The organism is Promicromonospora vindobonensis (genome assembly GCF_042685865.1).
Classification (GTDB): domain Bacteria; phylum Actinomycetota; class Actinomycetes; order Actinomycetales; family Cellulomonadaceae; genus Promicromonospora; species Promicromonospora vindobonensis.
The window spans coordinates 2262951-2287903 of the sequence record NZ_JBHUOG010000001.1 but is presented as its reverse complement, the minus strand read 5'-3'; the positions used below and the strand labels follow the sequence as shown (position 1 = coordinate 2287903).

The following is a 24953-nucleotide window of genomic DNA, read 5'->3' as shown; positions in this document are numbered from 1 at the left end:
CGGCGGTCCTGGTCTGCGTCTATGGTGCATGACGTACACGAAGCGGCGCGCGCTGCGCCGCGAACCAGTGCCGGGGCACGGTTCCGGCCACAGCTCCGGGCGGTGCCCCGGATGAGCGAGGTAGCGGTGAGTCCAGCGGTACAGCCGGGCACCGGCGAGATCGCCGTCGTCCGGAGCGGGGTGGACCCCGTCGCGGACTTCACGGTCTTCGCGCAGGCCAACACCCCGGCGCTGTACCGGATCGCCTACCTGCTGTGCGGTGACCAGCACCGCGCGCAGGACCTGGTGCAGCTCGCCCTCGAGCGGACGTTCAAGGCCTGGAAGAAGGTCGGCGACGGTGACCCGTTCGCCTATGCGCGCCGCGTCCTCGCGACCGCACGCATCGACACGTGGCGCCGCACGCGCCGCGAGGTGCTCACGGACGACCCGGCGAGCAGCACCAAGGTGCGGAGCGCTCCGGCGTCGGACGCCGAGCTGGCCGAGCGGGACCGCCTGGTCCGCGCGCTCATGGCGCTGTCGGTCAAGCAGCGGCGCGTGGTGGTCCTGCGCTACCTGCTCGACCGCTCCGAGTCCGATACCGCAGCGGAGCTCGGGATCTCCGCAGGCACCGTGAAGTCCACTGCCTCACGAGCCTTGGCGCGCCTGCGCACCCTCGTGGTGTCCGACGGCGGGGGGAACCAATCATGAACGTGCACGACATCAACGCGAAGCAGGACGCTGCACTGGTGGCCGACCTGCGTGCCGCCGGTTCCACCATCGAGCCGCCACGGTCGCTGGACGCCACCGCCATGGCCACGCGGGCGGTACGCAACGTGCGCCGGCGCCGGATCGTGGTGGCGGCGACCGCTGGTGTCGCGGTGCTGGCCCTGACGGGTGCGGGCATCGGCGCGGCCGGCGCCATCTACGCCGACCAGCAGGAGCCCGTGCCCGGCACGGACCGGACGTCCGTCAAGTCGGCTCCGGCGAGCGACTCGCCGTCGGCCACGCCGAGCCCTTCGGTGAGCCCGAGCGGCGCGCCGGAGGAGGCGTCCACCGAGCTCATGAAGACAGGTGGGGGAACGCTGCCGGTGATGCCGGGGGTCGAACGCGGCGTCGTGGAGGGCCCCGGACATGCTCCGTACATCCTTGGCGGGCTCTGGTACGAGGTCCCGCCGGGCGGCTGGTCGGCCGTCGGTGACGTCAACGCGGGCGGGGTGGCCGGGTTTCTCGACCCCGACGACCCGCGGGGGCGGAGCGACGACCCCGACTCGCTCGACATGAGCATCGACGACGTGGACGCGGCGCTCGAGCTGCGCAACGTGACCGACGTCGCCGGCTGGACCGTGCCTGCGCAGGACTCGGGCGCGATGACGCTGGACATCGACGGTGCCGACCTCGTCGTGATCGAGCAGCACGAGCGCGAGGGCAAGGTCCGTCCCGCGACGATCCGGATCCGGAGCGGCGCGGAGGGCTGGGTCATCGAGACCCGCTTCGCGGCGAACGAGCAGGGCAGGACCATGCTGCGGAACTTCGTGGGCAACCTCTGGCTCAAGGATGCGGGGGAGCCCAGCTGGTACAAGCCGCAGTTCGAGATCCCCGTGCTGGACCCGATCGAACGGGGTGTCCCGGCCGGCTGGACGAAGACCGAGCACAACGACCTGAAGTTCGCGGTGCCGAAGGGCTGGAGCTCCGAGCCGACCGACGGCCAGTTCTCACCGGGCGTCGAGTGGACGGGCAAGACCGTCACGCACGTGGAACCGGGCATCGACGCGGCGACGCTGCAGCTCTGGACCGACGCGTCCGACGAGGAGAAGGCACGCGCGGCGGAGGAGATGACGTCGTTCGAGCGGGTCTACGTGCAGGGTGGCAAGCCCGGCGGCAACTGGTGGAGCCAGACGATGTCAGCGCCGACGTCCCAGCTGATCGAGGTCCCCGGTGCCGACTACGCCGAGGTGCAGCCGACGCTCAACAACCTGGAAGGCGAGCCGGAGTACTACACCGCGAGCATCTTCCTCCACCAGGCGGACGAGGGCGAGAACCTGTTCCTCGTCGTCGACTTCGACGGCGGCGAGCAGGGTTGGAAGGATCTGCACACCTTCCTCGGGTCGCTCGACTTCCGGCGCTGACCGGGGCCCCTCACCCTTTGGCACGTGTCGGACGTGCAGGTCACGCGAGTGATCTGCCCGTCCGACACGTGCCTTCGTCGTTCGGTCGGTGACCGGGGTCACACCAGTTCCGAAGAAATCCGCGAAACCAGATGGAACCTTCACCCCGACTGGCCCGTGTTCCGTTCGTGACAGTCACGAGTCCGCGTGCACCAGCGCCAGAGTCCCGGGTCCCCAAGCCCGTGACCCTGTACGTCGTGCGCGCCGACTCCAGCTCTGCGGACGACCTGGAGACCGTGACCACCGAGCAGAACACCCCAGACTCCCTATCCACCACGACACCGGCGGCGCCCAGCGCTCCGGAGAAAACCGAGCCCGTCCCCGCGACCCGGCCGCTCAGGCTGGTCCGAGGTGGGTCGGCGGGCGCCGATGACGTAACCTCGCTGCCCGTGCGGACAGACCGGCCTACGGCCACTCACGCGCGCAGGAACGCACAGATCTCGAAGAACGAAGAGTTCACAGTGTTCATGCGGGAGGCAAAGGACCCCCTCCACCGGATGGCGTTCCTCCTGAGCGGTGACGCGCACCGTGCGGAGGAGCTCACCCAGCAGACCTTCGAGCGGTGCTACCGGCACTGGCACAAGGCCCGGCAGGGGGACCCGCTGATCTATGCCCGGCGCGTGCTGGCCAACCTGCGGATCGACGCCTGGCGCCGCACGCGGCGCGAGGTCCTGACCGGCCCCGACGACCTGCCGCAGGACGACGTCCGCGTCGCCCGCGCTGCGGCCCGGATGCCCACGCGCACCGTGGACGATCGCGACGCCGTCGTGCGCGCCCTGCTCCGCCTTCCCCTGAAGCAGCGCCGTGTCGTGGTGCTGCGTCACCTGCTGGACCTGTCGGAGTCCGAGGTCTCGAGCGAGCTCGGCATCCCTCTCGGCACCGTGAAGTCCACAGCCTCGCGCGGCCTCGCCCACCTGCGCTCGATCCTCGACGTCGATCCACTGGGCGGAACCCGATGAACATGAACATCCCCCACGGTTCCCCCGACGACGACTTCGTCGCGCGGGTCCGGGAGTCGGCGCACGCGGCGGTACCCGCGTCGACGCTGGATCTCGACGGGGTCCTGCGGTCGAGCCGCCGCAAGCACGCCACGCGGCGGGCGGGCGTGACCCTGGCCTCCACGCTGGCGCTCGCCACCGTCGGCGCAGGCGCGGCGGGTGCACTACCGGGTATCCCGGGACTCTGGAGCAGCGCTCCGGTCACGGTGGAGACCACCGACGCGCCGCCCTCGACGCTCAACGAGGGCGAGGTCGACGTGGAGCCGCCGGCGCCGTCGCCGACGGACATCCCGTCGCAGGAGCCCGAGGCGGAGCTCGCCGAGCTCGCGCCGGGAGTGCGGACGGTGGCGGAGCCCGCGTCGTACCGCGTCGACAGGGACACCGTCGTGCTCGACCTCGGCCTGGACGCGGGTGGCGGCGACCGCTACCTCGCGGTGGTGACCCTGGCCAAGATCGACGGGCGCCACAGCGCCACGGACCTCGAGGTGCTCGCTGGCGGTGACACCGCCCTCGAGAACCTTCGCGAGGGAAACCTCGGCGGCACGCTGCTCTGGCGAGGTGTCACCTCCGACGCGATGGTCCTGCCGTCCGACGGCGGGCCGGCCCTCGTGTTCGGCTTCTCGTCGGCGGCGACGGAGGGGGACCAGTTCCTGGTCTTCGACGACCCGCTGACCGGCGGTGCCGCGGGCGCGCAGGGGGCGCACGCGACGCCGGGTTCCGGTGCGAGGTCCGATGGCCCCGAGGCAGGCGCCTCGCTCCCCGTCACGCCGTTCGACGTGCTCGACGACGGCAGCGTGTGGATGCGGGTCCTGCAGGTGGACCGCACGACGGCGGAGCCGCGTGGGTTCATCTACTCGAACCAGGACACGTGGAGCGCTTCGTGGTGCCGCAGCACCTCGCCGGAGTGCGCGGTGATCCACGACGTCGCAGGCAAGGCCGTCGAGGAGCCGAAGGCGGCAGAGCCCGCGCCGATGGTCGCGGAGCTCGCGCCCATGCTGGTCGAGGACGCGGAGGCGAACGAGGTCCCCGCTATGGAAGCCTGCGTCGCGCAGCGCACCGGCACCGACTGGACGGCGCCCGCGCAGCTCACGGGCAAGTCCTTCTGGCAGACGCCGAAGGGCGTGGACGCGGACGTCTGGCGGCTGTGCCTGATCGACCTGAGCGAAGCGCTGCAGCTCGCCTCCACGGTGAACGAGCCCGCGCCGCCCGACGACGTGGCGCCCAGCCCGGCTCCGACCGAGGAGCCGACCACATCTCCCGAGGACGAGGATCCCCTCGGCCTCGGTGACCTCCTGGAGGGACTCTTCGGGGGTTGAGACTTCCCGGCCCACGTCTCGTCTGGGGAGATGGCGTGGGCCGGGAACACACGAGCGGGCCGAGGCAGAGTCTGGGGATCTGCCTCGGCCCGTTCTCTTCGCACCGCTGACCGCTCGGACGAGAGGTCAGCGGTGCGTTCGTACGCAACCGGCGCGGCCGACGCCGGCCGGCCCGGTTATTCGCCGTCCTCGCAGGCGACACCGTTGCCGTTGCGGTCAAGGTGCGGCAGGTATCCCGGCTGACCGTTCGAGAGCGGGGCGGCACCGGCGGCACGGACGGCGTCGCAGTTCCAGTAGAAGACGGTCCCGGGGTTCCCACCGTTCCCGTTCCCGTTCCCGTTCTCCTCGTCCTCCCGCTCCTCTTCCTGTTCTTCCTGCTGCTGCTGTTGCTCCTGCTGCTCGAGTGCGGTCTCGCGCTCCTCGAGCTGAGCCTCACGCTCGCCCAGCCCCTGCTCGCGTTCGGCCACCTCGTCCCGCTGCTTCTTGAGCTGGGTACGCTGCGCCTCGATCTCGGCACGCTCCGTCTCGATCTCCGACCGGAGGGTCTGCGCGTCGGTGATCGCCTGGTTCGCATCGGCCTGCTGGCCGGCCGTGACGACCACACCCACGATCACACCGAGCGCGAGCCCTGCTATGGCGATGGCCACCATGAGCCCGGCGCCAGGGGGGCGCGAGCCACCCCTTCCGGACGTGCCGCGCGGTCGCACGGGTGCTGGCGCCACCTGCGCCGGGCCGGCAGCCATCGGCGCGCCGGCTCCGGGGCGGTGCACGTCGTCGATGCTCAAGGGTCCGGGTCCGGGTCCGGGCGCCGACGGTGAGCCGGCGGGCGGGGTGGAGCCCCGGCCGCCCAGGCCCTTGAGTGCGCCCAGCAGGCCTGCCGGCCCCTTCTTCGGCGCTTCCGGCGGCGGTGGCGGTGGCGCCATGCCGGGCTGCGGCGGGTAGACCGGCTGTGGACCCGAGCCGGGCCGGGGCGCGCCCGGAGCCGGGGGGGCGCTGATCGGCGCCATCGTCATGGTCGACCCCATGGCGTCCGCAGGGGAGAGGCTCGGCGCGCCGGTGGCCGGGCGGCCGGCCGCGCCGTCGATCACCTGGATCGCGACGGTCCGCGTGTCGGCGTCCGCCGAGCCGGCGGTCGTCGATGTGGCGGTCGTCGAGGTGGGGACCGGGCCGGAGCTGGGCGGTGCGGGAGGCGTCGGCGGTGCGGGAGGCGCGGGCGGTGCTGGGGGCGGGGCGGCGCGGTTCTCGGCCGCCGGCTGGGGCGTGTCGGGTCCGTCGATCCAGTAGTTCCAACCGGGCGGGGCCGGGGGCCACGACGGGTCGGGCGCCCAGGTGGAGTCGGGTCGGAATCCCGGGGGCACCTGCCAACCCGGAGGCGGGTTGAAGCGCACGGGCATGGTTGCTCCTTCGATACGGTCGGCCCCACTATCGGCCATCCAGGCGGGTTGGCGCCAGAACAAGGGGCCGAACCGGACATATCTACCGCCTGCGAGGACGACAGTAGCGCGCTCGTGTCAGGGGTCACTGGTAGACCTAAGGGCATGTTCCTCCTGGAGCGCGACGATCCCGGCACTCTCGTGCACTCGGCAAGCGACCTCGTGATCGCGGGCGAGTGCGAGTTTCGCCTTCTGAGACGACTCGATGAGCTTCTTGGCCGCAGCCCTCGCCGGGTGCGGGAAGAGGACGAGATGCTCGCCCGCACCGCCGCACTGGGGGAGGACCACGAACGCCGCGTCCTCGAGGGGCACCTCCGCACCTTCGGCCCGGCGAACACCGGCCGCTCCGGCGGTGTGCTCGAGATCCTGCCCGCCCGCCGGATGGCTCGCGACGAGCTGATCGAGGCGCACAGCCGCACGCTGGCCGCGATGGAGCAGGGCGCCGACGTCGTCTACCAGGCCTCGTTCTTCGACGGCAGGTTCCACGGCCGGGCCGACTTCCTTGTCCGCGACCCGCTCGGCGAGATGGAGCAGGGCGGTGAACCGGGCGGCGTCCTGGCGGCAGAACCCACGCACCGGCGCGCCGGTGCTCGTACGCTCGTACCGCAGCCGCGGTATGCCGTGCACGACTCAAAGCTCGCGCGCCGTACCAAGGTCCGCGCGCTGCTCCAGCTCGCCGCGTACGCGAACCAGCTGATGGACGCGCGGATCGACCCGACCTCCGACGTGCACCTCGTGCTCGGCACGGGGGAGACCACGTCGCACCGGCTCGCCGACCTGCTGCCCGTCTTTCGCAAGCGGCACGCGCGGCTCGTGGAGGTTCTCGACACCCACGCGGCCGACGACGCCCCGGTGAGCTGGACCGACGACCGCTACCTGGCCTGCGGAAAGCTCCGCAACTGTCCGGACTGCGCGGAGGCGGCGGCCGCCAGCCGCGACGTCCTGCTCGTCGGTGGCGTGTACGGGGTGCAGCGGGCCAAGCTGTCGGCATCGGGGATCTCCACGATCGACGCGCTCGCGGTCGCCGAGGAGCCGCCGGAAGGCATGGCCGCCGGACGCTTCGCGGGACTGCGCGCTCAGGCACGCCTCCAGCTCGGCCTCGACGAGGGCGACGGCTCGGTCGCGCTCGACCAGCTGCCCGACGGTGTCGACCCGGACGGGCCCGATGCGCGGCTGCGCTGGCAGCTGGTCGCGACGGAGGCCATCGACCGGCTCCCGCCCCCGAGTCCCGGCGACGTGTTCTTCGACTTCGAGGGTGACCCACTGTGGGAGGCGGCGCGGCTGCCCGGCGACGACCAGGCGCCGGCCATGGGCCTCGACTACCTCTTCGGCTGGGTCGAGCGCCCCGGTCCGGGCGACAGGACCCCGCCCTTCCACGGCCTCTGGGCCGACGACCTGGCGGGGGAGCGGGCCGCTCTCGTCCAGTTCGTCGACTACCTCAACGCGCGCCTCGAGACGTATCCCGACCTGCACGTCTACCACTACGCGGCCTACGAGAAGACGCACCTGCTCTCCATCGCCGCGCGACACGGCGTCTATGAGGACGAGGTGGACCAGCTGCTGCGCGACGGCGTGCTGGTCGACCTGTACGCGGTGGTCCGGTCGTGCCTGCGCATCTCGAACCGGTCGAAGTCGATCAAGAAGCTCGAGCCGCTCTACATGCAGGACGATCCGGCACGGGAGGGGGTCACGAGCGCGACGGCCTCGGTCACGGAGTACGCCGAGTACGCGAAGCTGGCCGCCGACGGGGCGGAGCAGGCGACAGCGCTCAAGCAACGGATCCTCGACTACAACGAGTACGACTGCCGGTCGACGTTGCGTCTGTTGGACTGGTTGAGGTTCGCGCGGTCTTCGGTCGGGTCGGTCGGGTCGGCCGTGGGGAGCGAGAGTGCGCGCGCATTCTCGCTCCCCACGGCCTCGCAGGATCGGTTGCCCGCGCAGGCGGTGGTTGGCGAAGCGGGGACTGTCGAGCGAGAAGTGCCGACCGAGGTCGAGCTCGCGAACGAGTCCCCCCGGGCTCTGGCCCGGCGGGAGGGGCGGGAACGGCGGTTGGCGCTGGCCGACGAGATCTCGCGCCGGGTCGGGGAGGACCGCGGGGAGCGGTCGCTCGAGGTGCAGGCGCTCGCGCTGCTGGGTGCCGCCGTCGGGTACTACCAGCGCGAGGACAAGCCGTTCTGGCTGGAGCACTACGCCCGGCTGGAGCTGCCGCTCGACGAATGGCCCGGTCGTCGGTCGACGTTCCACGTGGAACGTTCGACCGTGCTGCGCGACTGGGCCGTGGTGGGGCGTGACCGGCTGCCCTCACGCGAGGTCGAGCTCGTGGGCCGCATGCTCGACGGTTCGCGGATCGACGGGTCCGATCTCAACGTCGGCGACGCCGTGCACGTGCTGTACGACCAGCCTGTGCCGCCCGTCGTCGGGGAGCTGGAGGCGCGGGCGGTGCGGGGTGAGCACTCCGGCGGAGTGATCCTGACGGCTCGGGAGCCCGACGGCGAGCGGGAGGACCTTCCGCGTGGTCGCGATGTCGTGGTCCTGCGGGAGCGGCTGTCCGGGGGAGCCGAGCCGCACGACCAGGTGCCCGTCGCCCTCGCGCCGCAGCGTGGACCCGCCCACGACGCGCAGGAGCACGCGGTCGAGGAAGCCGCCCGCGTGGCGCTCGCAGCCTGGGACGCGAACCGCTCGCTGCCCGACGGCGCCGCGGTCGACCTGCTGCGCCGGAGGCCGCCGCGGCTGGTCGATCCGTGGACCGGCTCAGGACAGCGCCCGCCGGCGGAGCCGGGACGGGGCGGCGCGGCGCTGCCCGGGCTCGGCAACGGGACCGACGGCGGCCTCGACCTCGAGGCTGCCGTGTACACGGCCGTCGAGCGGCTCGACCACTCCTATCTCGCGGTGCAGGGGCCGCCTGGTACGGGCAAGACGCACGTCGGCTCGCACGTCGTCGCCAAGCTGGTGGGCGCAGGATGGCGGGTGGGCGTCGTGGCTCAGTCGCATGCGGCGGTCGAGAACATGCTGAGCGCCATCGTCGACAAGGCGGGCGTTCCCGTCGAACAGGTGGCGAAGAAGCAGCGTGCCAAGGGCGCCGAGAACGGTGGTGCGGCCCCGCCCTGGCAGGAACTGACGAGCGCCCAGCTCGCCGACTGCGCAGCGAGCAGCTCCGGCGGCTGCGTCGTGGGCGGCACCGCGTGGGACTTCGCGCACGAACGCTGGCCTGACGAGGGACTTGACCTGCTGGTCATCGACGAGGCGGGGCAGTTCTCGCTCGCCGACACGATCGCCGTCGGAAGGTCCGCGCAGCGGCTCCTGCTGCTCGGTGACCCGCAGCAGCTTCCGCAGGTCAGCCAAGGAAAGCACCCCGAACCGGTGGACGAGTCGGCGCTCGCCTGGCTTGCCGCGGGTAGCTCCGTGCTGCCCGACGGCCTCGGCTACCTGCTGCCGGAGTCGTGGCGCATGCACCCCGACGTCTGCGCCGCCGTGTCTCAGCTCTCCTACGCCGGCCGACTCTCGGCCAACCCCGTCACGACCACGCGCTCGCTCGACGGCGTGCAGCCAGGAGTCGTGCACATCCCGGTCGTGCACGAGGGGCACTCGACGTCGTCTCCCGAGGAGGCGGCCGAGGTGGTGCGACAGGTGCAGGGCGTGCTCGGCCGGACCTGGGACCCGGGCGGTGGCCGTCCGCCCCGCGCACTCGCGCCCGACGACGTCGTGGTGGTCGCCGCCTACAACGCGCAGGTCCATCTGGTACGCCAGGCGTTGCGGGCGGTCGGCCTCGCCGATGTGCCGGTCGGCACCGTCGACATGTTCCAGGGGCGAGAGGCACCGGTGGCGATCCTGACGCTCGCGGCCTCGACCCCGGACGACGTCTCCCGCGGTATGGGATTCCTGCTGTCCCGCAACCGGATCAACGTGGCGGTCTCGCGCGCGCAGTGGCGTGCGGTCGTGATCTCGTCACCTCGGCTCACCGACTACCTGCCGGGCGACCTGGACGCCGACGGCGTCCGCCGGCTCATGGAGCTCGGCGGGTTCCTGCGCCTCATCGGCGCCTGACCCGACCCGCCGGTCGAGCCCGTCGAGGCCCCGCGGCCCCGACAAGCCCGACCGGCGTCGAGTCAATCAGTGCCTAGAACTCGCCGCCGCCGAAGTCTCCGCCGCCGAAGTCGCCACCGCCGCCGCCGAACATGTCGCCGAAGAAGCCGCCACCGGCGTCGCCACCTGCGTCGCCGCCCGCGTCAGCACCAGAGGCCTCGACCGGCTCCGCGCCGGCCTCCGCACCCGGGTCGCCACCCTCGGCGCCTGCTTCCTCGCCACCACCCTCGCCGCCGCCTTCCTCGCCGCCGGCGAAGTCCTGACCGGGGTCCCCGAACGAGCTGCCGAACATCATGTCCGCGACGGCCGAGCCGATGACCATGCCACCGATCGTGCCGAGCATGCTCGCACCGAGCATCGAGCCGAAGCCCGGACCACGGCTGGAGCCGAAGTTCCGCTCGAGCGTGCCGGGGTTGCGCATCTCCGCACGGGTTGCCATACGGGCCAGGTCACGCGGCTCGTCCGACGTCGCACGCTCGTTCGCCGGAACGGTCTCGCTCAGCTGGGCCTGGACCTGCCTCCGCTGCTCGGGCGTGAGCTGCGCGAACGCCTCGGCGTGTGCCTCCTCCACCTGGTCCGGCGGAGCGGTCCGGAGCAGGTAGCGGTACCGCTCGATCGCTACCTCGTCCTCGCTGCGGCCGGTGCTCGCGGCGGAGCCGTAGACGGGCGCTGTGCCGTACTCGGGGGTCTGGCCCTGCTGCCGCCGGTAGTCCTGCCGGGGCGTGCTACCACCCTGATACATGCCGGGAATCTGCTCGCGCGGCTCGCGGCCGAGCAGTCGGTCGAGGAAGCCCATGGTGTCGTCCTTCGTAGGTGACGGTGCAGGTGGGAAACGCCCGGCGTGGTCCAACGGTTCCGGATCGGGCCGCCTGGTCCACTGGATGAAATGGCGAAGGCCCGGTCACCTCGAAAGGTGGCCGGGCCGACGTCGTACAACCGGCGACGAGTTCAGAGGAACTCACCGCGGAGGCTGCGAAGTTTGTGAAGGGATCAGATCGGGCGGATGTTCTCCGCCTGGAGGCCCTTGGGGCCCTGCTTCACGTCGAACTCGACGCGCTGGTTCTCCTCCAGCGAGCGGTAGCCGCTCGACTGGATCGCGCTGAAGTGGGCGAACACGTCCTGCCCACCGTCCTCGGGTGCAATGAACCCGAAGCCCTTCTCGGCGTTGAACCACTTGACGGTTCCGAATGCCATGTACTGCTCCTTGCATGAGGCGACGACCCCGACCGTCGGGATCGCATAATCACGGTGTCGTCGTCATCTCACGGAAGAACGATCGAGGCACTGCAACATCCCCTACCCTACCCGCCAGACGCAAGGAAAGCCCGACCAATCTTGAGTGACTTGCATCCGAGGGGTCTCAGACCCCGTTCCGAGGCCCCCGTCGACGGTGTCCGGAGCGGGTGTTAGAACGGTTGGCATGAACTCAGCCACCGACATCCCGTCCGTCACGCTCAACAACGGCATCGAGATCCCACAGGTAGGTCTGGGCGTCTTCCAGGTGCCCGACAACGGCACGCAGGCGTGCGTCGAGACCGCCATCGAGCTCGGCTACCGGCACATCGACACCGCCGCCGCCTACTACAACGAAGAGGGGGTCGGCGCGGCCGTCCGGGCGACGGGCGTCCCGCGCGACGAAATCTTCGTCACCACGAAGCTCCGCAACGGCGACCAGGGCTACGAGAACGCCCTGCGGGCCTTCGAGAACAGCCGGGAGGCCCTCGGCCTCGACGTCGTCGACCTCTACCTCATCCACTGGCCCGCGCCCGGCCGGGACCTCTACGTGGAGACCTGGCGCGCGTTCGAGAAGCTGCTCGCCGACGGCGCGGTCCGGGCGATCGGCGTCTCCAACTTTCTGCCCGAGCACATAGACCGCCTGGTCAGCGAGTCGAACGTGGTGCCGGCGGTGAACCAGGTCGAGCTCCACCCCACCTTCCGGCAGCCGGAGACGGTCGAGCGGAGCCGCGCCAACGGGATCGTGCCCGAGGCGTACTCGCCCCTCGGTCAGGGCGCCGATCTGGAGGCACCGGCGGTGGTCCGCATCGCGAACGAGCTGGGCGTGACGCCAGGGCAGGTGGTGCTCCGCTGGCAGGTTCAGCACGGGGTGATCCTGATCCCGAAGTCCGTGAGCCCGGAGCGAATGGCGACCAATATCGACCTGTTCTCTTTCACCCTCAGCGAGGCGCAGATGTCGGACATCAACGCTTTGCACACGCCGGACGGACGGATCGGCTCCGACCCGGCGACCGCGGCGTTCACACAGTTCAGGAACTGAGCCGAGCGGCCGGCCGCGGCGCGCGGGCGGGGTGAAATCAACACCGAGCGCACGCCGCCGATTCATTCTTGTTGCCTATTCGAGCCCTGTTCCCGGCCCGATTCTTGGGCTGCCGCACGCCTGGGTCACATCATCGTAACGATCGGGTCGGTGTGACGGACTAGTCACACTTGTGCAACACAAGGTGGCTACGTTCATCGCCACGACGAGGCAAGTCGCCACGTCAGGTTCACTCCCGCTCGAAGGGGAACAGCGCAATGATTCGACGTTCCACGGCGGCGCGCGGTCTCGCGATCGCAGCTGTCCTCAGCGTGGGCCTCGCGGCCTGCTCCACGACCACGGAGACTGGCGGCGACGGCGACAGCGCCGGGTCGCAGGATCCGCTCATCGTCGGCACCATCCTCCCGCTCACCGGCACGCTCGCCTTCCTCGGCCCGCCCGAGGTCGCCGGTGTCGGTCTGGCGATCGACGACATCAACGCAGCCGGCGGTGTGCTCGGCAACGACGTCACCATGGAGCAGGGCGACTCCGGTGACACGACGGACACCAGCGTCGCGCAGCAGACGGCGACCGACCTGATCAGCAAGGGCGCACAGGTCGTCATCGGTGCTGCCTCATCCGCAGTGAGCCTCAACGTGGTGGACCAGTTCACCGAGGCGGGGGTCATGCAGATCTCCCCGGCCAACACGGCTACCGACCTCTCGGGTGCGAGCGAGTTCTTCACCCGTACGGCGCCGCCGGACACCGTGCAGGGCGCTGCCCTCGGCTCGCTGGTCCTCGACGGCGGTCACCAGAAGGTCGCCATGATCGTCCAGGACGAGGCCTACGGCACCGGCCTGCGCGACAACATCCAGCAGGCGGTCGAGGCCGGCGGTGGTGAGGTCGTCTACGGCGCCACCGGCGCGGGCGACGAGTTCCCTCCTGGTGAGAGCAACTTCTCGTCGATCGTCACGGACGCCCTGGCATCCAAGCCGGACGCGATCGCGGTCATCGCCTTCGAGGAGACCAAGGCGATCGTCTCCGAGCTGACGTCGCAGAACTGGGACTTCAACGGCACCACGTACTTCTGCGACGGCAACACCGCCTCGTACGAGCCGGACTTCGACCCCGGCACGCTCGAGGGCGTCGTCGGCACGATTCCCGGTGCGCAGGCTCCTGACGACTTCAAGGACCGCCTGAACACCTGGTACGAGGAGAACGAGGGCGAAGAGCTCTCGGACTACTCCTACGGGCCGGAGTCGTACGACGCCGTCGTCCTGGCCGCGCTCGCCGCTGTCCGCGGTGACGGCACCGACGGTGCGACCGTCTCGGAGAACATCAAGGCGGTCTCCGGCGCCGACGGTGGCACCGAGGTCACCACGTTCGAAGAGGGTGTCGCGGCGCTCGAGGCCGGCGACGAGATCCACTACGTGGGTCAGTCCGGCGTGGGCCCGCTGAACGACCAGAACGACCCGACGTCGGCGTTCATCGGCGTCTACAAGTACGACAAGAACAACGTGAACGTCTTCGAGCGCTCCATCGAGGGCAAGGTCGCGGAGTAACCCGCGAATCCGGGTGACCCGTCGGCCATGGCCGGGGTCAGCCACATGTGACGACGGCCCGATCGCCTTCCGCGCGGAGGGTGACCGGGCCGTCGTCCTGTCTGGATTGATATGTCCTGTAGACAAATGCAGGCGGATCGTAACCCTTTCGTGTGACATCTGGTGCGCTAGATGTGACACAAACCACGGCTACACTTCCGGCACGCTCGCGAAAACCTTGCGATACACGGCCCGTTCAGGGCTGCTACATCACGGGGAGAACGGTGGCCCGGAGGCTCAACCTCTTGGCCAGCCCCAGACACCACGGAGGACCCGGCACATGACAGCCGACCGACAGATCGCGTCCGCGGCGCGGCGAATCCTCGCCGTCGTCGTGGCGGTACTCGCGGGCTTGACCGCGAGCGCGGCGATGCTCGCCGCCCCCGCCGCCGCGTCCGCAACGGACGTCGCCACCGACTGCACCCCTGACGGGACCACAGCGTGTGTCTCCCCGATCGTGCTCGACAAGAACAACGAACCCCTGCCCGGCATCGACGTGACGATCACCGGCCAGGGCTTCGAGGAGGTCGTGACCTCCACCGACGGACCGGTGTCCGTCGAGGTCCCCGAGGTCGGCGGCTACACGCTGACCATCGATCCGGCGTCGGTGCCGGACGGCATGCAGCCGAACGCCACGGAACGTCAGGTCATCGCACAGCTGGGCTCGACGGCCCGCGGGGCGTTCACCATCGCAGAGGGTTCGGCGCCCGCGGAGACCGGGCCGGCCACGGAGCCGTCGGAGACCGCTGACGGCGACGAGGCCGCCACGGACGACGAGGCGGATGCCAGCGGCATCGGCGCGGACGGGTCCACCGAGAACGTCTCAGGACTGCCGGCGTTCAGCCAGGTCTGGCAGCAGTTCGGCTCCGGCATCCGGTTCGGCCTGCTCCTTGCGCTCGCCTCGGTGGGCCTGAGCCTGATCTACGGCACCACCGGCATCTCGACCTTCTCGCACGGCGAGCAGGTGACCATCGGTGCCCTGATCGGGTTCATGGCGGTCAACTGGTGGGGTATGCCGGTGTGGGCGGCCGTGCTCGTCACGATCATCATCTGCGCCGCGACGGGCTGGCTCCAGGACGTGGTCCTGTGGGGACCGCTCCGCAGACGCGGCACACCGGTCATGCAGCTCATGATCGTGACCATCGGTCTGTCGATGGCGTTGCAGTACCTGATCCAGATGTTCATCGGCGGCCGGTCCCAGCGGGTGCTGCCGTCGAACGCCCGGCCGGTCGAGATCGCAGGCATCACCCTGAGCGCCGCGTCGTGGCTCTCGATGCTCGTCGCTCTGGTCGTGATCGGCGCGATCGCCTGGTTCCTCACGCAGACCCGGATCGGCCGTGCGACCCGCGCGGTGTCCGACAACCCCGCGCTGGCAGCGGCGACGGGCATCAACCCGGACCGCATCGTGCGCATCGTCTGGACCGTGTCCACCGGCCTGGCTGGCCTGTCCGGCATGCTGCTCGCGATCTCGTTCGGTTCGTTCACCTGGACGCTCGGCATGATCCTGCTGCTGCTCATGTTCGCGGCGGTGACGCTCGGCGGCATGGGCACGGCCTTCGGTGCCCTGGCCGGATCGATCGTGATCGGTCTGGTCGTCGAGATGTCCACCCTCATCCCCGGCATGCCGAGCAGCCTTCGGTACGCCTCGGGCCTCTTGATCCTCATCCTCGTGCTGCTGTTCAGGCCCCAGGGCCTGCTCGGTCGCGCCGTGCGGGTCGGCTGAAAGGAGAATCGTCATGGACGAACTGAGTCGAATCCTCATCCAGGCGCTTGGCCAGATCATTGCGCCAGCCACCGCTGCCTACGCTCTTGCGGCGATCGGCCTCAACCTGCACTTCGGTTACACGGGGCTGCTCAACATCGGCCAGGCCGGCTTCATGCTGATGGGGGCGTACGGGTTCGCTATCGCGACCGTCGAGGGCGCACCGTTCTGGGTCGCCTTCCTCATCTCGGCCGCCGCGGGGGCTCTGCTGGCCCTCGTGCTAGGAATCCCCACGCTGAAGCTGCGAGGGGACTACCTCGCGATCGTGACCATCTCCGCCGCGGAGATCATCCGGTTCGCCGGCCGGTCCACCCTCTGGGCCGACTACACCGGCGGTGCGTCGGGTCTTGCCGGTACCGCGTACAAGGGCACCTTCCAGGACCTGTCCCCGCTGCCGGACGGGCGGACCGCCATCGGGCCGCTCGAGTACATCCACAACGGGTCGGACTCCTGGTGGACCCGCATCTTCGCCTGGGGAGTCGTGCTGATCGCCGTCCTCCTGGTCTGGCTCATCACCCGCAGCCCGTGGGGCCGGGTGCTCAAGGGGATCCGTGAGGACGAGGACGCAGTGCGTGCCCTCGGCAAGAACGTCTTCTCCTACAAGATGCAGGCCCTGATCCTTGGTGGTGTCGCCGGATCGTTGGCGGGCATGTTGTTCGTGCTACCGATATCCGTCGCGCCGGACAACATGGGGCGCACCCTGACGTTCTTCGTCTGGACCGTCATGCTGCTCGGCGGTGCCGCCACCCTGTTCGGACCGGTGCTGGGCGCGATGCTGTTCTTCTTCGTCTACATGCTGCTCCGCACGGGCATGCGGGCGGGGCTCGGCGACATCATGCCGGCGCAGAACGTGGAGCACCTGGCCGGCCTCATGGTGGGCGTCGCGCTGATGTGCATCGTGATCTTCCGGCCGCAAGGCATCCTGGGAAACAAGAAGGAGCTCGCCTTCGATGTCCGTTGAGAAGACGAAGAACGAGAACGAGCCGGTCGAGCCGACCACGCCCGACGAGGCGGAGCCGACCACGCCCGACGAGGCGGAGTCAGCCACACCCGACGAGGCGGAGCCGACGGCGTCGGACGACGTCGCAACGCCCGACGACGTCGCGAAGCCGGACGAGGCCGCTGCGCCGATCGGGGCCGTCGCGGCCGCTGAGGCTGCCGCAGCGTCGAACGAAGAGCGCAGCGCCGCCGCCATGAAGGTGACCGAGACGCTGAGCCACGTGGAGCCGAAGGTCGGCGTCGCGAAGCCGGACATGATCCTCACGGCCACCGGCGTGCAGCGACGCTTCGGCGGCATGACCGCCGTCGACGTGGACCACCTGGAGGTGCAGCGGGGTGCCATCACCGCGCTGATCGGCCCCAACGGTGCGGGGAAGACGACGTTCTTCAACCTGCTGACCGGCTTCGACAAGCCCAACCAGGGCAAGTGGGAGTTCGAGGGCCGGCAGATCACCCACACCAGCGCCGCCAAGCTGGCTCGCACCGGCATGGTCCGCACGTTCCAGCTCACCAAGGCGCTGTCGCGCCTGACGGTGCTGCAGAACATGCTGCTGGCCGCACCGGGCAACCCCGGCGAGAACCTGTTCGGTTCCCTGTTCCGGCCCCTGTGGTCGGGCGTGGAGAAGCGGAACACGGTCAAGGCGATGGAGATCCTTGAGCGGTTCAACCTCGCCGCGAAGAAGGACGACTTCGCCGGGTCGCTCTCCGGAGGTCAGCGCAAGCTGCTGGAGATGGCCAGGGCGCTCATGACCAACCCGACCATGATCATGCTCGACGAGCCCATGGCCGGCGTGAACCCTGCCCTGGTGCAGTCGCTGCTCCACCACGTCCAGGCGCTGCGCGACGAGGGCATGACCGTGCTCTTCGTCGAGCACGACATGCACGCGGTCCGGCACATCTCCGACTGGGTGGTCGTCATGGCGGAGGGCCGCATCGTGGCCGAGGGCCCGCCGGACAGCGTGATGCAGGACCAGGCCGTCGTGGATGCCTACCTCGGCGCCCACCACGACACCGACCTCGGGGACGACTCTCTGCTCGACCCCGCAGTGCTGGCCCGGCTCGAGGCCGAGGAGGAGAAGCGATGAGCGAGACGACAACTCCCGAGGCGCAGAAGACCGGGGCGAAGAAGGCCCCCGAGCTGCTGCTGCGCGCCGAGCACCTGGTGGCGGGCTACGTGCCGGGCGTCAACATCCTCCAGGACTGCTCCATCGAGGTGAGCAAGGGCGAGCTGGTCGGCATCATCGGCCCCAACGGTGCCGGCAAGTCCACGCTGCTCAAGGCGATGTTCGGGCTCGTGAAGATCCACAGCGGCAAGGTGATCCTCGAGGGCGACGACATCACGGGCATGAAGGCGAACCGGCTCGTGGAGCGCGGCGTCGGGTTCGTGCCGCAGAACAACAACGTGTTCCCCTCGCTCACCGTCGAGGAGAACATGCGCATGGGCGTGTTCCTGCGCCCCAAGACGTTCAAGGAGCGGTTCGAGTTCATCACCGACCTGTTCCCCAACCTGGGGGAGCGGCGCTCGCAGCGTGCCGGCGCCATGTCGGGTGGTGAGCGCCAGATGGTGGCGATGGCGCGCGCGCTCATGATGAACCCGTCGGTGCTGTTGCTCGACGAGCCGTCGGCCGGCCTGTCGCCGGTGCGGCAGGACGAGACGTTCCTGCGGACCCGCATGATCAACAAGGCGGGCGTCTCCGTGATCATGGTGGAGCAGAACGCGCGGCGCTGCCTGCAGATCTGCGACCGGGGCTACGTGCTGGACCAGGGCACGGACGCGCACACCGGGACCGGTCGCGAGCTCCAGGCCGACCCCAAGGTGATCTCGCTGTATCTGGGCACCCTGGCGGAGGACGTGGACAAGGCCTCCTGACCCCGCACTGAACGTGGGTTGTGGGCGTGACCGTTGTGACCTGGTGCCCGTTATAGGCGCAACGATCACGCCCACAACCCACGTCGGGGGCGGGACGGGGAGAATGGGGGCGTGCAACATTTTGCGTCCGACAACTACGCCCCCGTTCATCCTGAGGTCATGGCCGCCATCAGCGCGGCGAACGACGGGGCCGCCGTCTCGTACGGCGACGACCCTGTCTCCGCCCGTCTCCAGGAGCGCGCCACCGAGGTGTTCGGTGAGCAGGCGCGCATCTTCCCGGTCCTGAACGGCACGGGCGCCAACGTCATCAGCCTCATGGCCGCCGCGCCGCGCTGGGGCGGTGTGATCGCCAGCGACGTCGCGCACGTCCACACCGACGAGAACGGCGCCCCTGAACGCGTCGGCGGGCTCAAGATCCTGGCCGCACCGAGCGTGGAGGGCCGTATCGGGCCCGACGCCGTGGACCGCTACGCCGGCGATATCGGCAACGTGCAGCGCGCGCAGCCGGCCGTCCTGAGCCTCACGCAGGTCACCGAGCTCGGCACCGTCTACTCGGCCGCCGACCTCAAGCTCCTCGCCGACGTCGCCCACGCGCTGGGACTGCGCGTGCACGTCGACGGGTCGCGCCTCGCGAACGCGGCGGCCGCGCTCGGCGTCGGGCTGCGGGAGATCACCACCGACGTCGGCGTGGACATCGTCTCCCTCGGTGCGGCGAAGAACGGCGGCATGCTGGGCGAGGCGGTGGTGGTCCTGTCCGACGGCGCGGCGGGCTCACGCGGCGCGGACGGCGCGGCCGGGCTCGTCGAGGCGGTGCCCTACCTGCGCAAGGCCACCATGCAGCTCGCGTCGAAGACCAGGTTCGTCTCGGCGCAGCTCCTGGCGCTGCTCGGCGAGCCGGGCACGCCGACGTCGGGCACCGGGGACGGTGCGCCGCTCTGGCTGCGCAACGCAGCGCACTCCAACGCGATGGGAGCGCGCCTGCGCGCGGGCATCGAGGCGGCAGGCCTGACCGGGACCGTCCGGATCACCTGCCCCACCGACGCCAACGTCGTGTTCGCGACCCTGCCCCGCGCCGCGGCCGACCGGGCGCGGGCCCACGCGCGGTTCTACGACTGGGCACCGGGCGAGACGGCCGACCGTGTCGAGGTGCGCTGGATGTGCGCGTGGGACACCACGGAGGCGGACGTCGACGGGTTCGTGCGGGCGCTCACCGGCGCCCTCTGAGAGGTTCGGTGCGCGCAGCCGATCGTCATTGACGGCGCGCGTGATCCGTGGGTGGGTGAGACTGAGGACTATGACCCGGTTTCACCCATCAGGCCGCGCCGCGGCGACGGTTCTCCTCGTCGCGGCCCTGGCCGCCGGTTGTGCCGGTCCGACGGCGGAGCCCGACCCGACGACCCTGCCAGGGCCCGCGCGGACGGACGCTCGGCCGAGTACGCCGTCGAGCACGGCGCCCGCCGGTTCCGGATCGCCGTCGGCGAGTGCCGCGCCCTCGGTGCCCACCGGCAGCGCATCGCCACGAGTGCCGACGGCGACGCCCGAGCCGACGCCCGGTGCGCCCGACCTGTCGCTCGTGGCCGGCTGGACCCTGCGGGAGAAGGTGGGCCAGATCGTCATGGTCGGTCTCCCGGTGGAGGGCCCGTTCCAGCCGACGTTCGACATGCTCAGGGACGAGCAGCTCGGCGGCGTCTTCCTGCACGGTCGCACCACGGCGGGCCGGCGGCCGGTGAAGAAGCTGGTGAACGCCGCCGTCGACGCCGCGGCGCAGGACAAGCAGCCCCTCTTCGTGGCGACCGACCAGGAGGGCGGCGCGGTGCAGGTGCTGCGTGGCGCCGGCTTCAGTGACATCCCGAGCGCGCTCGACCAGGCGGAGCTGGACCCGTCCGACCTGCGGGCGCGGTCCCGGGCCTGGGGCGACGAGCTCGCCGCAGCGGGCGTGAACCTCAACCTGGCGCCGGTGCTCGACCTCGTGCCGGCTGCGACGGCGTCGTCGAACGCACCGATCGGTGTCTTCGGGCGCAACTACGGCTACTCGGTGGAGTCCGTGACCGCGCACGGCAACGCGTTCGCGCAAGGGCAGCACGACGCGGGCGTCCAGACGTCGATCAAGCACTTCCCGGGACTCGGGCGCGTGACCGGCAACACCGACGACACGGCAGGGGTGACCGACACGGTCACCGGCGCGGATTCCCCGTCGCTGGACGTGTTCGACGCCGGGATCGAGTCGGGCTCCGGCCTGGTCATGATGTCGTCGGCGATCTACACGCAGATCGACCCGAAGGCGCCCGCCGTGTTCAGCCCTGCCGCGGTCGGGCTGGTGCGCAAGCTCGGGTTCGACGGCGTCATCATCTCCGACGACCTGTCCGCTGCGGTGCAGGTCGAGCGGGTTCCCACGGGCAGGCGTGCGGTCCGCGCCGTCGACGCGGGGGTGGACCTCGTGCTCGCCTCCGCACGCCCGGCCGCGGCCCCGGCCATGGTGGGCGCGCTGGTCAGGACGGCGCGCGACGACCCGGCCTTCGCCGCGAAGGTGGACGCGGCGGCGGCCCGGGTCGTCGCGGCCAAGGCCGACCTTCAGCGCTAGCGCTGGATCAGTGGTCGGCGAGGCCCAGGACGTCCAGCACCCACGCGTGCTCGAACGCGATCTGCTCCCACGCGGAGTACCGCCCCGACACGCCGCCGTGCCCCGCCGACATCTCGATCTTCAGCATCGCCGGCGCACCCGCCGCCTGCAGCCGGGCCACCCACTTCGCCGGCTCCACGTACAGCACGCGGGTGTCGTTGAAGCTGGTGGTCGCCAGGATCCGGGGGTAGTGCGCCGCGTCGTCGGCCACGTTCTCGTACGGCGTGTACGAGCGCATGTACGCGTACACCTCCGGGTCGTGCAGCGGGTCGCCCCACTCGTCCCACTCGGTGACGGTCAGCGGGAGCGTCGGGTCGAGCATCGACGTCAGCGCGTCGACGAACGGCACCCCGGCGAGCACACCCGCGAACAGCTCTGGCGCCAGGTTGGTGGCGGCTCCGACGAGCAGCCCGCCGGCGCTTCCGCCGTCGGCCACCATGCGGTCCGACGCCGTCCAGCCCGTGGCGACGAGGTGCCTGCCGCAGGCCACGAAGTCGGTGAAGGTGTTGCGCTTGGCGGCGAGCTTGCCGTCGTCGTACCAGGCGCGGCCCATCTCGCCGCCGCCCCGCACGTGCGCCACGGCGAACACGACGCCGCGGTCCAGGAGGCTCAGGCGGGGCACCGAGAAGTAGGGGTCTATCGACATCTCGTACGCGCCGTACCCGTACAGGAGGAGGGGTGCTGGCTCTGCGGGCGCATCGGCGCTCGTGCCCTCGGTGGTCGAGCCCTCGTCGCTCGAGCCCGCCACGGCCCCGAACCGCACCTTGTCCTTGCGCCAGACCAGCGAGACCGGGATGCGCGTCCCGTCCTCGGCCACCGCCCACTCCCTGCGCTGGTCGTAGTCGGCGGCGTCGTAGCCGCCGAGCACCGGCTGCTGCTTGAGCAGGGTGCGCTCGCCGGAGGCGACGTCGTACAGGTAGAGCGACTGCGGGGTCACGAACGACGTGTAGCCGGCCTTGAGGTTGGGCTGCTCCCACACTCCGACGCCCGCGCCGACCGACTCCAGCGGCTGACCGAACGAGATCTCCTGGAAGTCCCATTCCCGCTGGTCGAGGCGGGTCTCCAGCGACAGCACCGCCGAGCGGGAGATCGCCTCGCGACGGTAGTAGAGCACCAGGTAGCGCTCGCTCGCGCTCACGCCTTCCAGGCGCACGTCCGGTGCGTGCGGCACGACGACGGTCGCCGCCTCCGGGGTGACCGTCTCGCCGGGCGCGGGCACGGGCGAGCAGAGCAGCTCGAAGTTCAGGGCGTCCTTGTTGTGCAGGATCAGGAGCACGTCGCGGGTCGCGGGCGCCGGGTCCTGGGTCTCGAAGGGCTCGACGAGCGAGGGCGGCTCGGACAGCGAAGGTGGCTCGACCAGCGAGGCGGGAAGCACCGCGTGCTCCACGGAGTACTCGACGCCCTCGCGGCGCGGCCACACGATCCGGAACTCACCGGTCGGGTCGTCGGACTCCAGCAGCCACGACTCGCTCGTCACCTTGGAGCCGAGCTCGATCTGCAGGTACTTCTTCGACCTCGACAGCCCGACGCCCACCCAGTACCGCTCGTCGGGCTCCTCGAACACGAGCACGTCGTCGGACGCCGGAGTGCCGAGCCGGTGTCGCCAGACCCGCCACGGGCGCCAGGCCTCGTCGACGGTGAGGTAGAAGATGTGCTCGCCGTCCGGGGCGAACAGTGCGCCGGGCGCGGTGTCCTGCACCTCGTCCGCGAGGTCCTCGCCCGTGGCCAGGTCGCGAACGCGCAGCGTGTAGCGCTCGTCGCCCGCCGTGTCGGACGCGTGGAGGAGCCGGGCGCCGTCGTCGGACACGTCGAGCGAGCCCAGCGCGAAGAAGTCGTGGCCGTCGGCCGCCACGTTCTGGTCGAGCAGTACCTGCTCGCCCGGCACGGGCTCGCCGGGCTCGAGCAGACGCGGGGTCCAGTCGTCGGGCCCCGCGGCCGGGTAGCGCGCGTGGATCGGATACTGCTGGCCCTCGACCGTGCGGGCGTAGTACCACCAGTCGCCGTCGCGCGAGGGGACCGAGAGGTCGGTCTCGAGGGTGCGGCCCTTGATCTCGTCGAACAGGGTCTGCCGGAGGGGCGCCAGATGTTCCTGGCGAGCCAGGGTCCACGCGTTCTGCGCCTCCAGGTGGGCGACCACCTCTGGGTCGTCCTTGCGGCGCAGCCACTCGTAGTCGTCCGTGACGGTGTCGCCGTGGAACGTTCGCTCGCTCGGGCGGCGCGCCGTGGAGGGGGGTGTGGTGGCGGGGTCGATCTCGGCGGGAGTCAGGGCGTCGGACACCGCGTCAGCCTATCCGCGCAAAGCATCGTCGAGTGCGGGATTCTCGCCCACCAGACGGTGAGGGTGGGGCGAAGATCCCGCACTTGACGAACTCAGGGCTTGAGGTCCGTCCAGACCAGGCGGTGGTCGCTGCTCGGGAACGGGTAGGCGCCCGTGAGCCGGGACAGCGGGTCCGCTGCGGTCGGCCAGAAGACGCCGGCGTCCCGGACGCGCAGGTCACGCGACGGGAGCACGTAGTCGACGCGGAGGTTGCCCGGCGCCGTGTCGGCGAAGTCGGCGGTGTCCAGTGCCGGGTCGCCCAGGTGGTCGAGGTTCGCCCCGGCCTGCAGCGCTGCAGCCTCGGGAGCCCCCGCCGACGTCGCCTGCGGGTCGGTGATCCGCGGGTGGCGCAGGAGCTGGTCGATCGCCGCGGCCACGGAGTCGCCGTCGAGGGGGTCGGCGTTGTAGTCGCCGACGATCACGAACGACGAGCCGGGCCGCAGCCCGCCGCGCCGGCCCTCGTCGTCGTACTGGTAGCGGGCGGCGCGGCCACCGCGCACGTAGTCGGCCCAGAACCGGATCTCGTCGTGGTTGCGCAGCCCGTTGCGGTCCTCGGCCCCGTCGAACGACGGCGGGGTGGGATGCGCCGCCAGGACGTGCACCGTGTCGCGGCCGACGCGCACGGGCACGTCCCAGTGCGACTTGCTCGACAGCGGCAGGACCGCCAGCTCCTCGGCCGAGTACCAGTCGGCCGGCGCTTCGGTGGCGGGGTCGTCGGGCAGCAGCGCGCCCGGCATGTCCTGCCATCTGAAGTCCTGGAACGTGCGCACCCGGTCGTGCTGGATCGGGTACTTCGACAGCACCACCATGCCGTACTGCCCCGGGAACAGGCCGAAGCCGAGAGCGTCGTCGCCCCCGCCGACGGTGCCGTCGTTGTTCAGGTCGAACCCGCTCGGGACCCCCGTGTTCGACGGCGCGACGAACGCGTACGGGTACTCCACCGGGTCGCCGGTGCCCTGCGGCACCTCGAGGTAGTTCTCCCGGAACAGGTCGGCGGCGGCGTACGCGTCGGCGTCACCGGAGTAGTCGAACTCGTTCAGCAGCACGACGTCGGGGTCCGCGTGCTGGATGACCTCGGCCACCGTCGCCGCCTGGGCGTCGCCGCCCGTGGACAAATCGTCGACGAGCTCGCCCTCCTCCGCGCGGTTGAGCGACAGGTTGTAGGTGGCTGCGCGCAACGTCCGGTGTCCGGCGCCGGGCCGGCCGGCGCCGGCCGGTGCGGCGTCCGAGGGCCCGTCGACCGACGGCGCGGTCGACGGTGCCGTGCCTGCCGACGCCGTGCCTGCCGAGGCGAGGAAAGCCCCGGCCAGCAGGGCTGCTGCCGCGGCCGCGCCGGTCAGGCGCGCGGGGGTACTGGCTCGCATGACTGCTCCTTCTTCGCCGGCGGCCGTGGGGGTCACGGGCTCCGTGCGGTGGTGTGAGGTGCGGGTGGTCCGCAGCAGTCACGGTAGAGCCGAGTCGGTTCGCCGGGGTGAACGGCACGTGAACAGCCCGGCGCCGAGCAGCACCGCGTGCCCGCCAGGCGGGTCGTGATCGAATAGTTGCACGTCGGAGCC

At 70.8% G+C, this 24953-nt stretch carries 19 protein-coding genes; 14 read left to right on the top strand and 5 right to left on the bottom strand.

Features of this window, described 5'->3' with window-relative positions:
• The first annotated feature begins 111 nt into the window (after positions 1 to 111).
• The 4 genes from ACFS27_RS10360 to ACFS27_RS10345 all read left to right on the top strand — a co-directional run bounded on the left by ACFS27_RS10360 (position 112) and on the right by ACFS27_RS10345 (position 4458).
• A complete protein-coding gene (locus ACFS27_RS10360) occupies positions 112 to 687 on the top strand; it encodes a SigE family RNA polymerase sigma factor (protein ID WP_377182592.1) in 576 nt (191 codons plus the stop codon).
• Complete coding sequence (locus ACFS27_RS10355) at positions 684 to 2105, top strand: hypothetical protein (RefSeq protein ID WP_377182590.1); 1422 nt, start codon at positions 684 to 686, stop codon at positions 2103 to 2105. The genes ACFS27_RS10360 and ACFS27_RS10355 overlap by 4 nt, the downstream gene beginning before the upstream one ends.
• A 428-nt stretch (positions 2106 to 2533) precedes the next feature.
• The gene (locus ACFS27_RS10350; protein ID WP_377183681.1) at positions 2534 to 3103 is read left to right on the top strand and encodes a SigE family RNA polymerase sigma factor; all 570 of its coding nucleotides are present in this window, start codon (positions 2534 to 2536) and stop codon (positions 3101 to 3103) included.
• A 2-nt stretch (positions 3104 to 3105) separates the two neighbouring features.
• Complete coding sequence (locus tag ACFS27_RS10345) at positions 3106 to 4458, top strand: hypothetical protein (RefSeq protein ID WP_377182588.1); 1353 nt, start codon at positions 3106 to 3108, stop codon at positions 4456 to 4458.
• 176 nt (positions 4459 to 4634) lie between these two features.
• Here ACFS27_RS10345 and ACFS27_RS10340 read toward each other — a convergent pair whose 3' ends face one another.
• Positions 4635 to 5471 carry an excalibur calcium-binding domain-containing protein gene (locus ACFS27_RS10340; RefSeq protein WP_377182586.1) on the bottom strand — a complete coding sequence of 279 codons (837 nt, stop codon included), beginning with the start codon at positions 5469 to 5471 and terminating at the stop codon, positions 4635 to 4637.
• A 10-nt stretch (positions 5472 to 5481) separates the two neighbouring features.
• Between ACFS27_RS10340 and ACFS27_RS10335 the strand changes: the two genes are divergently transcribed.
• Positions 5482 to 5742: a hypothetical protein gene (locus tag ACFS27_RS10335; protein ID WP_377182584.1), complete on the top strand. Its 261-nt coding sequence runs from the start codon at positions 5482 to 5484 to the stop codon at positions 5740 to 5742.
• Between the two features lie 254 nt (positions 5743 to 5996).
• Positions 5997 to 9935: a TM0106 family RecB-like putative nuclease gene (locus ACFS27_RS10330; protein WP_377182582.1), complete on the top strand. Its 3939-nt coding sequence runs from the start codon at positions 5997 to 5999 to the stop codon at positions 9933 to 9935.
• A gap of 73 nt (positions 9936 to 10008) precedes the next feature.
• Here ACFS27_RS10330 and ACFS27_RS10325 read toward each other — a convergent pair whose 3' ends face one another.
• Together ACFS27_RS10325 and ACFS27_RS10320 are read right to left on the bottom strand one after the other, a co-directional pair.
• Entirely contained in the window at positions 10009 to 10770 is a 762-nt protein-coding gene (locus ACFS27_RS10325) for a hypothetical protein (protein ID WP_377182580.1), read from the bottom strand.
• Between the two features lie 194 nt (positions 10771 to 10964).
• On the bottom strand, positions 10965 to 11168 hold the full coding sequence (locus tag ACFS27_RS10320; RefSeq protein WP_036971009.1) for a cold-shock protein: 204 nt from the start codon (positions 11166 to 11168) through the stop codon (positions 10965 to 10967).
• A 226-nt stretch (positions 11169 to 11394) separates the two neighbouring features.
• Here ACFS27_RS10320 and ACFS27_RS10315 point away from each other — a divergent pair, with 226 nt between their 5' ends.
• From ACFS27_RS10315 to ACFS27_RS10280, 8 genes are all read left to right on the top strand, one after another.
• Complete coding sequence (locus tag ACFS27_RS10315; RefSeq protein ID WP_377182578.1) at positions 11395 to 12249, top strand: aldo/keto reductase; 855 nt, start codon at positions 11395 to 11397, stop codon at positions 12247 to 12249.
• Between the two features lie 257 nt (positions 12250 to 12506).
• Positions 12507 to 13790, top strand: coding sequence for an ABC transporter substrate-binding protein (locus tag ACFS27_RS10310; RefSeq protein ID WP_377182576.1), 1284 nt, complete (start codon positions 12507 to 12509; stop codon positions 13788 to 13790).
• A 319-nt stretch (positions 13791 to 14109) separates the two neighbouring features.
• Positions 14110 to 15552 (top strand): branched-chain amino acid ABC transporter permease, encoded by a 1443-nt coding sequence (locus ACFS27_RS10305; protein WP_377182574.1) that lies wholly within the window; start codon positions 14110 to 14112, stop codon positions 15550 to 15552.
• Between the two features lie 13 nt (positions 15553 to 15565).
• Entirely contained in the window at positions 15566 to 16552 is a 987-nt protein-coding gene (locus tag ACFS27_RS10300; protein ID WP_377182572.1) for a branched-chain amino acid ABC transporter permease, read from the top strand.
• A gap of 232 nt (positions 16553 to 16784) precedes the next feature.
• The gene (locus tag ACFS27_RS10295; protein ID WP_377183679.1) at positions 16785 to 17675 is read left to right on the top strand and encodes an ABC transporter ATP-binding protein; all 891 of its coding nucleotides are present in this window, start codon (positions 16785 to 16787) and stop codon (positions 17673 to 17675) included.
• Positions 17672 to 18460, top strand: a complete 789-nt coding sequence (locus ACFS27_RS10290) for an ABC transporter ATP-binding protein (RefSeq protein ID WP_377182570.1) — start codon at positions 17672 to 17674, stop codon at positions 18458 to 18460. Before ACFS27_RS10295 ends, ACFS27_RS10290 begins: the two co-directional genes overlap by 4 nt.
• 111 nt (positions 18461 to 18571) lie before the next feature.
• On the top strand, positions 18572 to 19684 hold the full coding sequence (locus ACFS27_RS10285) for a threonine aldolase family protein (RefSeq protein ID WP_377182568.1): 1113 nt from the start codon (positions 18572 to 18574) through the stop codon (positions 19682 to 19684).
• Between the two features lie 70 nt (positions 19685 to 19754).
• The gene (locus tag ACFS27_RS10280) at positions 19755 to 21041 is read left to right on the top strand and encodes a glycoside hydrolase family 3 N-terminal domain-containing protein (RefSeq protein WP_377182566.1); all 1287 of its coding nucleotides are present in this window, start codon (positions 19755 to 19757) and stop codon (positions 21039 to 21041) included.
• 7 nt (positions 21042 to 21048) lie between these two features.
• Here the strand turns inward: ACFS27_RS10280 and ACFS27_RS10275 are convergent, their stop codons facing one another.
• Entirely contained in the window at positions 21049 to 23358 is a 2310-nt protein-coding gene (locus ACFS27_RS10275; RefSeq protein ID WP_377182564.1) for a S9 family peptidase, read from the bottom strand.
• A gap of 92 nt (positions 23359 to 23450) precedes the next feature.
• The gene (locus ACFS27_RS10270; protein ID WP_377182562.1) at positions 23451 to 24761 is read right to left on the bottom strand and encodes an endonuclease/exonuclease/phosphatase family protein; all 1311 of its coding nucleotides are present in this window, start codon (positions 24759 to 24761) and stop codon (positions 23451 to 23453) included.
• Positions 24762 to 24953 lie beyond the last annotated feature (192 nt).